The organism is Streptomyces sp. 150FB (assembly GCF_000818195.1).
Taxonomy (GTDB): Bacteria; Actinomycetota; Actinomycetes; order Streptomycetales; family Streptomycetaceae; genus Streptomyces.
In genome coordinates this window covers 7,384,577-7,398,437 of record NZ_JTHL01000001.1, presented here as the reverse complement: position 1 = coordinate 7,398,437, position 13,861 = coordinate 7,384,577, and the positions used below count along the sequence as shown (strand labels likewise).

General features: G+C 71.0%; 11 protein-coding genes. 4 read left to right on the top strand and 7 right to left on the bottom strand.

The features are described 5' to 3' along the window. Nucleotides 1–72: 72 nt before the first annotated feature. The gene (locus tag QR77_RS31700) at nucleotides 73–1,854 is read right to left on the bottom strand and encodes a hypothetical protein (protein WP_040025470.1); all 1,782 of its coding nucleotides are present in this window, start codon (nucleotides 1,852–1,854) and stop codon (nucleotides 73–75) included. A gap of 49 nt (nucleotides 1,855–1,903) precedes the next feature. Further along, nucleotides 1,904–2,353: a hypothetical protein gene (locus QR77_RS31695; RefSeq protein ID WP_236710883.1), complete on the bottom strand. Its 450-nt coding sequence runs from the start codon at nucleotides 2,351–2,353 to the stop codon at nucleotides 1,904–1,906. Nucleotides 2,354–2,575: 222 nt separating this feature from the next. On the opposite strand from QR77_RS31695, the gene QR77_RS31690 reads away from it, so the two are divergent. Then, the gene (locus tag QR77_RS31690) at nucleotides 2,576–4,654 is read left to right on the top strand and encodes a caspase family protein (RefSeq protein ID WP_236710881.1); all 2,079 of its coding nucleotides are present in this window, start codon (nucleotides 2,576–2,578) and stop codon (nucleotides 4,652–4,654) included. A gap of 9 nt (nucleotides 4,655–4,663) precedes the next feature. Here the strand turns inward: QR77_RS31690 and QR77_RS31685 are convergent, their stop codons facing one another. The 4 genes from QR77_RS31685 to QR77_RS31670 all read right to left on the bottom strand — a co-directional run bounded on the left by QR77_RS31685 (nucleotide 4,664) and on the right by QR77_RS31670 (nucleotide 11,273). Further along, the gene (locus tag QR77_RS31685; protein WP_052489185.1) at nucleotides 4,664–8,716 is read right to left on the bottom strand and encodes a CHAT domain-containing protein; all 4,053 of its coding nucleotides are present in this window, start codon (nucleotides 8,714–8,716) and stop codon (nucleotides 4,664–4,666) included. After that, entirely contained in the window at nucleotides 8,713–9,366 is a 654-nt protein-coding gene (locus QR77_RS31680; RefSeq protein ID WP_107069010.1) for an RES family NAD+ phosphorylase, read from the bottom strand. The genes QR77_RS31685 and QR77_RS31680 overlap by 4 nt, the downstream gene beginning before the upstream one ends. Before the next feature lie 145 nt (nucleotides 9,367–9,511). Then, nucleotides 9,512–10,204 carry a hypothetical protein gene (locus QR77_RS31675; RefSeq protein ID WP_236710879.1) on the bottom strand — a complete coding sequence of 231 codons (693 nt, stop codon included), beginning with the start codon at nucleotides 10,202–10,204 and terminating at the stop codon, nucleotides 9,512–9,514. Continuing rightward, nucleotides 10,152–11,273, bottom strand: coding sequence for a hypothetical protein (locus QR77_RS31670; RefSeq protein ID WP_236710878.1), 1,122 nt, complete (start codon nucleotides 11,271–11,273; stop codon nucleotides 10,152–10,154). Before QR77_RS31670 ends, QR77_RS31675 begins: the two co-directional genes overlap by 53 nt. A 273-nt stretch (nucleotides 11,274–11,546) precedes the next feature. Here QR77_RS31670 and QR77_RS47040 point away from each other — a divergent pair, with 273 nt between their 5' ends. Both QR77_RS47040 and QR77_RS31665 read left to right on the top strand, forming a co-directional pair. Continuing rightward, nucleotides 11,547–11,702 carry a hypothetical protein gene (locus QR77_RS47040; protein WP_160310976.1) on the top strand — a complete coding sequence of 52 codons (156 nt, stop codon included), beginning with the start codon at nucleotides 11,547–11,549 and terminating at the stop codon, nucleotides 11,700–11,702. Between the two features lie 38 nt (nucleotides 11,703–11,740). Next, nucleotides 11,741–12,118, top strand: coding sequence for a hypothetical protein (locus QR77_RS31665; protein ID WP_040025467.1), 378 nt, complete (start codon nucleotides 11,741–11,743; stop codon nucleotides 12,116–12,118). Between the two features lie 140 nt (nucleotides 12,119–12,258). On the opposite strand, the gene QR77_RS31660 is transcribed toward QR77_RS31665, so the two are convergent. Further along, nucleotides 12,259–12,837, bottom strand: coding sequence for a TetR/AcrR family transcriptional regulator (locus tag QR77_RS31660; RefSeq protein WP_236710876.1), 579 nt, complete (start codon nucleotides 12,835–12,837; stop codon nucleotides 12,259–12,261). 113 nt (nucleotides 12,838–12,950) lie between these two features. Here QR77_RS31660 and QR77_RS31655 point away from each other — a divergent pair, with 113 nt between their 5' ends. Further along, nucleotides 12,951–13,835, top strand: a complete 885-nt coding sequence (locus QR77_RS31655; protein ID WP_040025465.1) for an aldo/keto reductase — start codon at nucleotides 12,951–12,953, stop codon at nucleotides 13,833–13,835. Nucleotides 13,836–13,861 lie beyond the last annotated feature (26 nt).

Sequence of the window (13,861 nt, the reverse complement as noted above, 5' to 3'; positions counted from 1 at the left end):
CCGCGGATACGGAGGCGGGCCCGGGCCCGGAGGAGTCCTGGGGAACCCACGGGTCCCCGGGTGACGATGTGCTCATGCCGTCCCTCCGTCCGTGCTTGCCGCGACGACGCGTCCCTCGAAGGGCGCCGCCGCGGTGGTCGCTGTCGCCAGCGCCGCGATGAACTCGCGAGCGGCGGACTCCACGGCGTCCGCGGAGGCGTACTGCCCGTGCCAGTCGCTCAGTTCCGCCGCCGCTCCGCGCAACTGCTGGACCGCTTCCTGCCTGTGCCGTCCGAGCAGGGTCCGCGCCGCTTCCTGCTCGGCGGCGGCCGCCGTACTGCGCTGGTACAGCACCATTCCCCAGATCCCGCCGACGATGACCGCTGCGAGGAAGGCGAAGCCAGGGCTGGACCCCAGGAAGAGCAGCAGGATCACGGCGATCACGGCGGCCATCATGACGAGTTGTTTGACGAGGGGGTACGCGAGGGTCTTGACGAACGGTTCGATACGCCGGTCCCAGTGGCTCGCGAGGGAGCGCTCCAGGGCGTCGACCGAGGTGTTGAACGATCCGGTCCAGGTGGGGATGAAGAACTTCCTGCGGCCGACGACCACACCTCCGGCGTCGCCCATGCTCAGTGTGATCTCGGAGGGCACCGCCGCCCGGTAGTCACGGCTGAATCCGCCGTGCGCCTGGGCGAACCACTGGTGGCAGGCGGCCACGGACAACTGCTGGGTGGCTGCCGAGGCGCCGATGGCGGCCGGATTGAGCGCCGCTGTGGACTGGACGGTCAGGTAGTCCAGCGTCTCCTGGTGGGAGGCCGTGTCCACGTCCACGGCCTGCTGGGCCGCTTCCTTGTCCCCTCCGGCGTCCCGAACGGCCTTGTGCAGGGCCAGTTCGCGGTGGTGCGGCAGCTCCTCGTTGTCGTACTCGTTCACCAACTGGTCCAGGATGTCGTCGACGGTGTCCTCAAGCCGCTCGGGGGCCCGTGGTTCACGCGTCAGCATGGCCGTGTACTTGTCGAGCACGCCCTGGTGCGCGGATGCCGACCTCAACGCCTCGTCGAGCTGGGGCCACTGCGGTGACACCATCTCCAGCCGGGGGAACTGGTCCGAGGTGGGACCGCGCAGTGTGTCGATCTCCGCCCGCCAGCGGCGTACCTGCGCCTGCTGTACGGCCTCGTCGGTCAGCAGCAGCTCCTGCCAGCCGTTGAGCCTCTGCCGCATGAGGTCACGCCCGGCGGGACCGAAGGCGCCCTGGGAGATGGACTCCAGAATCACCGCGAACTCCCGGCCCAGCGCGTTCGGGTCCTGCGCCTCCAGGTAGTGCCGCAGCCAGCGGACAGCACCCTCGTGCCGGCCCTGGCGGCGCAGGATCAGCGCGAACAGCAGGGAGGTTTTCGCCGGCGAGCGCCGGAAGGCCTCCTCCACCGCCTTGTCGCACAGGGAGCGGTTGTCCTGGGGCCACGCGGCGAGGGCGACCAGCGCCGGCGCGAGCCAGTAGCGCGCGTTCTCGATCATCAGCTCTTCGCTGATCTGCTGGACGACGTCCTCGGACACCAGGCCCACGTCGAACGACTGGAGCATGCCGACGGCCGTCCGCCGGACCCGCTTGAGATGACCGAACTCGCGCTCCAGGCGTTCCTCCACCGAGAGGATCTGCGTCTCGGCGCTGTGCAGGTTCGCGGTCAGCTCCGCCTTGAGGACGTACTTCTTGAACTCCTCCAGGAGCACCCGCAGGCTGTCCTGGGTCTGCTTCTGCGCGGTGTCCACCAGGGACACCTGGTCGGACACCGCTATCAGACTCTCCGTGAGTCTGAGGACGCGCGTGCTGACCTGGTCGACTTTCTGGTGAAGCCGGCGGTCTATCTCCGTCATCGTTGCCTCCGTTCCGTTCCGTACTGATCCGTAGCGATCCGTGCCGGTTTCATGGCCGTACGATTCCGCCGTCGGCGAGGACCGGCAGGACCAGGCCGCCGTCGTACACCTCGACGTACGCGTAGGCGCCGGAGCGGGCCAGCATGCGGGCCGCTCCGAAGGGTTCGGGCATCACATCGGCGAGCGCGTAGTGCTCCAGGACGCACCCGTCGAGCCCGAGCCGGTGGTCCACGTACGGCGGGCCGAGAAAACACCGCGCCACATAGCCGATCGGCGCCGTGCCGTACGAGGTGACGTACTGCTCGCCGATCCACCGCCCCATCTCCCGCAGTTCCTCGTCGGCGAGTCGGGCGTCCAGCCGGCGTACGGCGTGCAACAGGTCGGCCGGCCTGGGGCGGTACAGCTCGGTGGTGAACCCGCCGAGTCGCACCGGCGCGGGCGCGTCGTGCCTCGCGCCGGTGGTGGCGGGACGGACGCCGGTGGCCGGATCGGACCCCACCTGACGGCGTGATCGTTCGATGTGTCCCATGCGTCCCCCGAGTTCATGAACGTGTCCCGCTGTGGCGTACGTCACGGACAAAGTGAGAGTACTGACGCCTCGTCAATCATGTGGGGTGATTGGTTGATTGAACGTGGGATTACCTGAGATCGCCCGACTCACGACCGGTATCCGCCCGGCCGAGGGCCCCGTCCGCCCCGAAGCGGCTGCCAGACTCCCCCCATGGATGACGACGGGTGGGGCCGGAAGAGCCAGGACCGGGGCGGCGTACACATGCGGAACGGCGGCGGAGGGACGGTCCACGTCCTCCTCGTGGGCATCAACTCCTATCCCGCGGCGACAGCCAGGAAGCCGCTCCGGGGCTGTCGGAACGACATCGAAGCCGCCCGCGCGTGGCTGAGGAGCCGGGTCACCGGTCCGCTCCGCGTGAAGCCGTTGCTCGACGGTGAGGCAACGGTGCGGGCGGTGCGGGACGGCATCGCCGAACACCTGGGACAGGCAGGACCCGGAGACACCGCGCTGTTCTGGTTCTCCGGACACGGCGCCCAGTACGAGGCCGTGGGAGCCGCCGCTCTGATGAAGGAGGGTACGGGGCGCAGCCAGGCGGTCGTCTGCGCCGACGGCCTCCTGGCGGACACGGAACTGCGCGCCCTCCTCGACGGTGTGGCCGCCGGAGGCGCGCACACCACCGCTGTCATGGACTGCTGTTACTCGGGCGGTGTGACCCGCGACGACGAAGAGGGTCCCACCGCGCGGTTCCTGCCGCCGGACCCGGACCGGCCGCTCGCCGCACCGGTCCCCTTGGTTCCGGAGTCACGTACGGCCGTGCCCGCGGGACCCGGCACGGGGCCTTTCCACATCACGCTGGCGGCGAGCCGGATCGACCAGCAGGCCTACGAGGACAAGCTCGGCGGGCGCACGCGCGGCCTGTTCAGCCACTCACTGCTCGGCGTGCTCGCCGAGGTGGGCCCCACCGCCACCTACCGCGAGATCCTGGCCGCCACCCACTGCCGGGTGCAGATCCTGACGGCCCAGCAGCACCCCGTGATGATCCCGCACGACCCCGGCGGCCCGGCCGATCTGCCGTTCCTCGGCGGGAAGGCACGGGAGCCGAGCCCGCAGCTCCTGCGGCACGGCCGCGACGGGTGGGAAGTGGATCACGGCAGTCTGCACGGCATGGAGTCCTGGTCGGACGACGACCCGGACGGTACGGCGCCGGACGGCGGAGCCGGCGGCGGAACGGAGTTCGTCGTGACCGGCGACGGGGAGCCTCGCACCGGGGCGCGCGTCGTACGGGTCCGGGAGGTGCGTCACGACCGCGCGCTGGTGACCCCGCACGGCTGGCGCCCCGATCCGGCCCAGGTCTATCCCGTCGCGGTGTCCGCGCTGGCCCTGCCGCCCGCCGGGGTGGAGTTCGACGCACCGCACGCGCCCCGGGCCGGCGCCTGGCTGCGCGAGGCCGTCGCCGCGGCGGGCCCGGGCGGTGGCCCCACCCCGCTGCTTGCCGTCACACCGTCCGGCCCCGACAGGGGTGCCGCGCGGCAGAGTTCGCCCGTGCTCCGGTTCAAGGTGGTCGTGCGTGACGGGCTGGCCACCGTACTGACCCGCGACGGCACCGCCGCCGTACCCCCGCTCCCGCTCGGGGACCCCGCCGACGCCATGGCAGTCGTCGACTGCCTGGCCCACCTGACCCGTTGGTACCAGTTGCTCGAACTGAGCAACTTCGCCTCCGCCCTCTCGGTGCGGTTGGAGGTCTCCCCCTGGGACAGCTCCCTCGGCACCGGCACGCCGACCGAGAAAACCTACGCCAACGCCGAGTTGGAGGTCCCGTACGAGGGTGGCCCCGGTCGCTGGCGCAAGCCTCTGGTGTCCGTACGGATCCACAACAACTCCACCCGGCCGTTGTGGTGCCTGCTGCTGAATCTCAACGACAGCTACGGCTCCCATCCCGGTCTGTACGAGCCCGACTTCATCGGACCCGGCCTGACCGGCTACGCCCTGGACGGCGGTCCTGTCCAGCTCAGCCTGCCGAAGTCGCGCCCCGTCCGGCCGGGAGCCTACGCGCGGGACTGGCTCAAACTCATAGTCGCCGAGGGAGAGTTCAACACCGTGCCCTTCATTCTCGATCCCTGGCAGCGGGGGGCGCGGGGACGTCACGACGGACAACAGCCCGACGGCATGCTGCGGTTGGCCGCCCCGGCCGTCGTCGGCAGGAACGCCGAAGCCCCGCCCCAGGTGGGGCCGTGGACAACGCGGACGGTGGCACTCCGTACGGTCGTCCCGGACGCCACCGGGGGCTGACCGGCGGAGCTACCGCCCCAGGTGGGTGAACCCGGCCCAGGCCGAGAGGTCGTCGGGCTCCACGGCCAGGGCGCGTACGCGCAGCGCCTCCGGCATGTCGGCCGGCACGGTGCGCGCGGGGTCCAGCATCCAGAGCTGGGCCCTGCGCAGCGCCCGGCCCGGCGGCTCCGCCTCGCGCCTGAGGAAGTGGTGCGCCATGTACATCAGCACGGACGTGGCGTCGTCCGGGACCGGCCACAGCGAGCCGATCACCGAATTCGCCCCCGCCACCAGGAACGCGGTGGCCAGGCTGTACGCCTCGTTCAAACCGCGCCCCGAGACATGGCTGCGGCAGGCGGCCAGCACCACGAGGTCCAGCCACCCGTCCTTCGTGTCCCTGGCGCCCGCGCCCGCCTCGGTGAGCTCCTCGGCGGCGAGCCGCCCGCCGGCCAGCGCCACGTAGGCGCTGTGGCGGCTGTGTTCGGACACCGAGCCGTGGCAGGCCAGGTGCAGGACCCCGCCCGCGTTCTCCGCCCGGCGCAGCCAGGCCAGCACCTCCGCGGGCGTGGCCTGCTCGGCGAGGAAGCGCCCGGCGGGGTAGAAGGCGGTGTGCACCGCGCGTGCCTCGTCGCCGGCGGCCCGCAGGTCCCCGGTGGGATTGCCGACCACCAGGGCGGCGCCGGTGTGCGGTGCGGCGGGGCGGCCGGCCACGTCGCAGAGCATCCGCGCCGAGGCCGCGTACGAGATGTGCGCTTCCGTCACCGCGTACCGGCGGGCGCCTCCCCTGCCCGGCTCCCACGCCGCGTGCCACGGCACCACACCGAGCTTGCCCAGCGGCACCAGGACGACGGCCGGGCGACGCCCGGGAGCGCCCAGCGCCGACAGGAGTGGCTGCGTCGCCGCGTACCAGGCCCAGGAGCACAGCCGGTCGAGTTGCTTCCGCAGCGGTACGGCGGTGCGGGGTTCGGCGCCGTACGTCGCGCCCGTCGCGCCGTCCGTCTCGTCCTCCGTCGGGGGACCCATGTCGCGTTGGCCCCCGAGTGGCCGGTAGTCCCTGATCGGTCCTGCCTCCGCGCTCAGCAGAGGCAGGGGCACTACGAACGTACGGTCGTCGGCGGTGACGACGAGCGCGTGGCCCTTGCGGCCCTCGCGGGCCGGCAGGAGGTAGGCCAGCGCGTCGGCGCCGAGGGTGCGCAGCGCGGCGCCGATCTCGTCGGGGCCCGGCGGGTCGAGCAGAGCGGCGAGGCCGTTCCCCGGCTGCTCGCTGTCGCCCGCCCCGGTGAGCGTCTCCAGCACGCGGCGGCGCAGATCGCTGGGGACCCCTCCGTCCTCGGCGTTCAGCGGGTCCGACGACGGTACGAACCCCGTGCTCGCCGCCCGCCACTCGGCGGCCAGGTCCGCGCGGCCCGCCGCCACCAGCCGGTCGGGGACGGACAGCGAGGTGAGGGAGGCGTGCAGCAGCAGGCCCCGGCAGGAGTCGACAGCGCCCACGGCCTCCGCGGGCACCCCGTCCTCCAGGCACCAGTCGGCCACGTCGAGGGCCGTCTCGGTGGCCTTGGCCGCCGCCTCGGCCGCGTGGTCGGTGCCCGACTGGAGCAGCGCGGCCCACACGTGGCCGCGCAGCGCGTCGAGCCCTACCCGGCGCCCGCGGCGCCGGTCGGCGGCCGCGGTGGGGCTGCCGGGGATGGCGGCGCGCTGCCGGTAGGCCATGCCGAGGCCCAGGCCCATGGAGGCCCAGAGACGGTGCTCAGGTCCGGGAGTGGCGCCGCGTACCCGCTCCAGCAGTGCGATGCCGCTGTCGAGCGGGGCGCGGCTCTGTTCCATCGTGGCGCGGATGCAGTCGGCCCCCGCCCGGATGTATCCGTACCTGAGCCAGTGATCGCCGCCCTCGTCGGACAGTTCCAGTGCCTCGTCGACCAGCGCGATGGCCTCCTTGAGCACGCCGAGATCCTTTGCGACCAGCGCGTCCCCGAAGCGGCCGACACCGCTTTCACCGAGCAGGTGGGCGCGGTGGTCGCGGGGCAGCCCGGCAGCCATGCGGCGCAGCTCGGCGATGGTCGGACGGTCGGCGGCGGGCGGCAGCGGCGGCTTGCCGAGCTTCTCGGCGAGGTCGTCGCGCAGGATCCGGACATGCTCCAGCACGGACCACATCTCGCCGTGCGAGATGTCGTCGGACCGCATCCCCCGGTAGGCGTCGGCGACCGTGGCGACGCACTTGTCGGCCGTGGCGAGATCGCCGCGCGCCACTGCGCGGGCCCCCTCCAGTGCGCCGAACTGACCGTCGACCACCCGCTGTGTGTACGGCGTGATGAGGGGGTTGTGCCGTATCCGCCGCCAGATGGCGATCGTTGTCTCGATGTCGTCGGCGCCACCGCCCAACTGCCCGCGCATCATCAGGGTGAAGGCCCGCATGAACTCCGCCACCTCGCGCAGGTCCTGCTGGCCCTCGCCGAGTTCGGCGGCCCGGTCCACGTACGCCAGGGCCTCCCCCAGACCGGCTCCCCCGGTCACCGAAGCTCCCCTGGCACGGAGCAGGGCGGCCATCGAGTGGATGCCGACCTGCCAGGCGGTGTCGGTGCGGGCCGCGACGGCCGCGCCGAAGAGTGTGTCCGTCTGCTCCTGCGTGACATGGGTGCCGTGCGGATCCCAGAGCAGCATGTCGAGCAGCATCTGCCCGGCGATCAGCCCGGAGTTCTCGCCCGTGTCCAGTGCGAGCCAGGAGGCGTAGGCGCGGTCGAAGCCCTGATCGCGGCGGCGGGAGCCCATCACGTCCCGGACGGTGGCGCTCATCCCTGATTCGTCCTGGCTGGGGAACCCTCCTTCCTTCAGCGCCTGCGACGTCTCGGCGGCGGCACGGGCCGCTCGTTCGACAGCCTCCGGATCGGGCGCACCGAGGCCCAGCAAGGCCAGTTGGGACCGGGCCGTGCCGAGCATCATGTCGGCGTAGGCGCGGACCTCCTCGTCGGCCTCGTCCAGAGCGAGCAGCGTCCGCGCGGCGGTGACGAGGTCGGGCAGCCGGTCCGGATCGGAGTCGGCGATGAACTGTGAGTACTGGATGCTCGCCAGGAAGGTGGCGGCGGCCAGAACGCTGCCGTCCTCCTCGGGGTCCCAGCGCTCGACCGCCTGTCTCAGCAGGGCGACGGCCCGGTCGCGAGCCCCGTCGTCGTCCTGTTCGGCGGCCCGTTCGTAGAGGATCCGGCCGAAGACGTCGAGGTAGTGCGGCGGGATCTCGTCCAGGCCACCTTCCTCGGCGAGCAGCGCGTTCAGTTCGGCTTCGGCGTGCGCCGGCTGCGTAGCGTCCTGCCAGTTCACCCACAACAGGCAGCGGCCGAAGACCATGTCGATGGCTGACTCCCGGAACCCGGACGGTTCCGCCCCTTCTTCCTGCTCCCGGGCGGCGGCCGCCCGTCCGAACTCCGCGATCGCCTCCTCCAGCGCCTGCCGGTCGTCGGTACCCCGGCCCAACAGGAGCAGTGCGGCGCTGAGTTCGTGCCTGACCAGCCCGGTGTCGATGGTGCCGGGCGTCGCGGCGGCGAGCGCGGCCCGGTAGTGCCCGACCGCGATTCCGGCGGCGGGCGCCTCCGACCAGCCCTCGCCGAGGCGGCACCGGCTGACGTACCGGTCGGCCAGCGAGAGGTGCAGGTCGGCCTTCTCGTCCAGGTCGTGGCCGGGGGTGGCTTCGAGGTCTCGCAGTGCGGTGTCCAGCAGCGCGATGGCTTCGTCGAGCAGTTCGCGGTCCATGGGCGCCTCGCAGGAGCGGAGTTGGGTGATCTCGGCCCGTAACCTGCGGGCGAGGACAGCACTGTTGTGGTCCGGTTCGGGCCAGGTCGCGGCGGGTGCGAAGGCGTGCTCGACGGCGTCGGCCGCTCGGGCCAGGTCGGCCGGGTCTCCCGTGCGCACATGGAGCAGATAGCTCCAGTGCCCGACGGTCATCCAGAACTCCCACAGCTCGCTGTCCGGGATGTACGCCAGGAGGCCCGCCAACTCGTCGCGCTCTGCGGCGAGTTCGTCATCCGTCAGGTGGTCCGGATCGATCGGTTCCGCGTCGGGGCCGCCGCTGCCGTCCACGGGCGGCGACGTCACGGCGCGACCTTCGCGCGATAGGGCTCCAGTACGGCGTTGAGCCACTCCTCGCCTTCGGGTGTCTCGAAGTCGACCGGTGACGGGCCGAGTTCACCCAGTACGCCGGGTGGGCAGCGGTCTCCGAACAGGACCACGACCTGGTCGGCGGGCTCGCGCTTCGACGGCCACAGAAAGCCCTGGGCCCAGGGGGTGGTCTGTTCGCGTATCCAGTGGCCCCAGTGCCGGGTGAACGGATAGTCGGCGGCTTCCGTCTGGGTGAGCCACGCGTCCTGGGCCACGGCCGCCAGATCCCGTCCTGAGACCAGCGGCAGCACCGTGACGTCGGTGGTCAGCCGCAGGAAGGACAGCTTCCTGCCGCGCAGCGCGGTCCGGGACACCGTCCGTGGCTGGGCGTCCCGTTCGAAGGGGATCGAGCGCAGCAGCGACTCGCAGACCGCCGCCGCCGAGGTGAGCCCCGCGTACACATAGCCGTACTCGTCGAAGGCTGTGGCGTCGAAGCGGCCACCGCCGTAGAACGAGTGCGCGAGTACGGGGTTGAACGCACCGGCCGGCCGGTGCGCGGCGTGCAGCCGGACAAGTTCGGTGCCCTCCGGCAGGGTCACCTTGGCCGGGGCGCCCGGCAGCGTCACGGGCGGTCGGATGTTCACCACGGCACCACACCTCATCTCTCGATCTCTCGACCTGCGCGCGAAAAACGCGTACGGATGTCTGTCGGGGACTCCCCGCCAGGGACCTGCTGTCAGGGATTCGCGCTCGGAGGTTGTCGGTCAGGGGTTCTCGGTCAGGGGTTCTCGGTCAGGGGTTCTCGGTCAAATACGCTGCGGCTTCGGCCAGTTGGGCGTCCTGCCCGCTGCCGAGCAGCGAAGCGGGGCTGCTCTTGCGGAGCCAGGTGTTGGCCGACAGCCACCAGTCGGCGGCGCCCCAGGGATCTCGTCCGCTGTCGAGCATCTCGTTCACCACCAGGACGACGGGCCATGCCTCAGGCGCCTCGCGGAACTGGAACGCGGGACACCTGCCCCTGCCGCCCGCCCCCGGCAGCCGGATGAGCCGAACATCGAAGGCGCTCCCGTCCGGGCCGCCGCCCGCCGTGCCGTCCGGCTCGTCGAGCGCGGGCGCGGCCAGCAGCCTCTCCCGTACGGCTCCGAGCACCGGACCGACCATGCGGTGGCCGTCGAGCACCAGCACCGCCAGATCGTCCGGTGTGAACCCGGCGGGCGCGAACGTCTCACCGGCGAATCGGGCACCGGCCTCCTCCGACGACCGGTCCAGCAGCCGCAGGGCCGCCGCGGCCGCCGCCGTCCGGCGCGGGGTGCCGGGCCCGGCGTTCCGGAACTCGGTCAGATGGCCCGCGAGCGCGCTGAGCGCCGCCGGATCGAGCCGGTCTTTCAGGGTGGGCCAGTCGGCCGCCGCGCGGGCCAGACCGTACCGATACGACTCAGCCTCCGGCGTTTCCGTTGGTTCCGGTGGTTCTGGTATTTCCGATGTCACGCTCCGCCTCCTTCGTGCCGCGCGCCCATGGGTGTCGGCCCAGCAGCCGTTCGACGAGATCCGCCCGGCTGGGACGGCGTACCACCAGGTGCGTCTCATAGCCGGTGCCGCGTGCCAACTCGGCCTCGATGGCGGCCCAGACCGCCGTGAAACTCGCCTCGTGCGACAGTCCGCCGCGCCCGGATCCCAGCAGGGCGAAGCAGATGGAACGCAGTGGCGGGTCGAACCGGTCCCCTTCCTCTGCCAGCAGGGCCAGCGCCCTGGCTGCGGCGCGCGTGACATCGGCCGGCTGGACGTCGTAGTCGTTGGTGCCGGGGCGGGGAACCGCGACCGCCGCGTGGTAGATCCGCCGTACGCCCTGCCGTCCGAGTGCCCCGGCGCCGGTCGGCACCACCGTGCCCGGCGGGACCGCCCGGCCTGGTGCCGCGTACCGCTCCACCCAGTCCCGTACCTCGTCGTTGACCCGGTCCTCGACCAGACCGCCTGCCACGTCGCGCAGCGCCCCCGCCCTGCGGAGCGACGCCGAGACCGAGGACTTGTACGCCTCCGGCAGCGACAGGTACGTGTTGGTCGGCGAGACCACCACATCCACGTCGCGCAGCAGATCGACGGGGTGGATGTGCACGGTGACCGTCGCGGTGTGTCCGGCGACCGCGACACCGAGGGTCCGGTGGCTGGGCGAGAGGGGACTTGATCCCGGCCACGCCGACGTGGCCGGGACATCGGGGGAGGCTTCGGCGGGCCCGGTCAGGGAAGCGGCGCAGATCCGTACGACGTGCTCGGCGACCTCGCCGAGCACCGTGAACTCCTGGTATTTGCGGAACCTTTCGACACTGACCCCGTAGAGGGCGGCGGCCCGGCGGCGCCGGTCGACCGACGGCATGTCACGGGTGCCGCGTGCCAGGCCGAGGCTGTACTCGGCGGCCTCCTGGAGACTCCCGCCGTCCATCCGGGTCACGGCCAGACGTAACAGCCGCTCCACCGACTGGGCGCGGGTGTCCGGATCGGCGGGACCGAGAACCGAGGCGGCACGCTCCAGGGACGGCAGTTCGAGTCCTCGCAGTCGCATGACGCCGGCTCGCCGAACCATTCGTATCTCTCGCAGGATCGCAGCGTGATCCGGCAGCGTGCTCTCGGGCATGACGGCAGGATGACACCGTCGGCGAGGGCCCACAACCGATTCTGACGGACCTATTGAATCCCGTCGGTCCGGCTTTTTTCCGGGCGGAACCCGGTTGACTTCCGGCAGGCCGCCAACCGCTCCCGATGACCGTGCAATTGTGGTCACATCGCCCGCCGAATCCAGGGCGAATCGATCCCGCACCGAACATCAAGGAGAGAAATGGCCACCAAGGAACAGTACGAGGCAGCTCTCATCAAGGCCGAGCGACTCGGACTTGGCGCGCTCAAGGAGCAGGACCTGAATCTTCTGATGGTCCTGTACAAGGAAAGCGGAGCACGCGGGAACCGTGCCCGCCGCGTTGTCGACGGAAAGTAGCAGGGCTCAGAGACCGCTTACCGCAGGGGAGACAGCACATGCCCACCGATGTCCTTCAGTTCCGGACCACGCTCGGCGTCGAGCACATCAAGGAGATCTTCAGTTCGACTCTTCAGTCGTATTCACGGAAGGTCGAGTTCGGCCCGGTCAGCTCCGGTGACAACCCATTCGTGAAGTCCGTCGATTTCGAGGCCTACGCGTCGCTGAAAACGCTGCTCGGTGGCTGGATAGTCCAGATCTACATCAACGATTACCAGGACATACGTGAAGTGGCCCTGGTCCCGCTGGGTTCTTCCGCACTCGGGCGCGCCATGTGGGGCGCCAGATACACGTATTCGAGAAGTGCCAGCCGGGAAAAGGCGGCGACGGTGCTCGGCGAACTGCGCTCCGCCGATCCCGCCCTGACAAGCGTGTAGCGGGAGCGCCGGTACGCGCCGCGGCCGAGCCGGTCGACGCCCCGCACGATGAGGAGGTCGGCCGGCGAAAGCCACCGGGTGCCGGTGTCGTACCGATGGGCCGGTGTCGTACCGATGGGCATCTCCAGGATGTCCCCGACTCAGGGGAGTCGCGGCGAGGGCGACGGGCTCACAAGACCTTTCATCGCGACGCTGAAGACGCGTTCGCGTTGAGCGTCGTCACGGTAGAGGCCGACGCTGACGCCGATGGCAAAGCGCATCACGTCGTCGATGTCGAGGCCCGGGTCGATCTGTGCGGCCTCCTGCGCCCGGGCGATGAGCGGTCCACCGGCGGCATAGAGCGCGTCGTGCGCGGCCGGATAGGCGCTCGGGTTGAAGGCCAGGCCCTCGATGAAGGCACGCTTGGTGTTCGCGAGCACGACGAACCGCCGCAGCCAGGCGACGAGCGCGTCGGCCGGGTCGTCGTCCGTCCCGAGTTCCTCGGCGTAATCGCACACGCCCTGGACCCCCGACAGGTACACGGCCTCGACGAGCACCTCGCGGGTCGGGAAGTTCCGGTACAGCGTCGCGTTGCCGACGCCGGCGCGCCGTGCGATCTCGTCCATGCTCGCGTCCGTACCGAGCTCCCCGAAGGCCTCGCGAGCGGCGGCGACGAGCGCGTCGAAGTTACGTGCCGCGTCCGCCCTGCGCGGGCGCATCTGAGCGAGCAGGTCGAGCATGGACATACCTCTCGGTTGCAAACGGGGATGCTCCCCAGTTAAAGTGGGGAGCATCCCCGGATAACCGGGGAGCCCATCCACATCTCCCCGATCATCCCAGAAAGCAGCGCACCATGGCAGACGCACCAGGCACGATCACCATCGGCGGCGACCTGAAGGTCAACACGATCGGCTTCGGAGCCATGCAGCTCACCGGTCCCCAGGTATGGGGTCCCTACCCGGACCACGAGGGTGGGCTCAGCCTCCTGCGGTCCCTTCTCGACGAAGGCGTCAACTTCATCGACACCGCCGACGTCTACGGTCCGCACTCCAACGAACTCCTGATCCGCGAGGCGCTGCACCCGTACGCGGACGAGCTCGTCATCGCGACCAAGGGCGGATTCGTGCGCGGGGGCTACGACTTCTCGACCCTCGGCTCGGTCGGAAACCCCAAGTACCTCCGACAGGCGCTCATGACGAGCCTGCGGCGGCTCGGCCTGGAACGCGTGCAGCTCTACTACCTCCACAACGGATACGCCACCGACGCCCCGTTCGAGGACCAGATCGGCGAGCTCAAGGCCATGCGGGACGAGGGACACATCCAGCACATCGGCCTCTCCAACGTCACCCCCGAGCAGTACGCGACAGCGCGCGGCATCACGGACATCGCCGCGGTCACGGCCCTCTACAACGTCGGGAACCGCAGCGGCGGCGGGCTGCTCGCGGCGGCCGAGCAGCACGGCGCCGTCTTCTCGCCCTGGCACCCGGTCAGCCTGCGCGACGGCGGCGACAACGCCGATCAGGTGGCCTCGGCCCTCGCCCCCATCGCCGCCGCCCATGACGTCACCCCGCAGCAGCTCGCACTCGCCTGGCTCCTGCACCGCTCCCCCGCGATGCTTCCGATCCCCGGCACCACGAGCCTCGCCCACCTGCGGGACAACGTCGCCGCCGGATCCGTGCGCCTCGACGCCGCCGAAGTCGCGACCATCACCGGACTCGTGGACGAGACCGCGGCGTAGCCGAACGGATTTACTGGCCGGCGCCG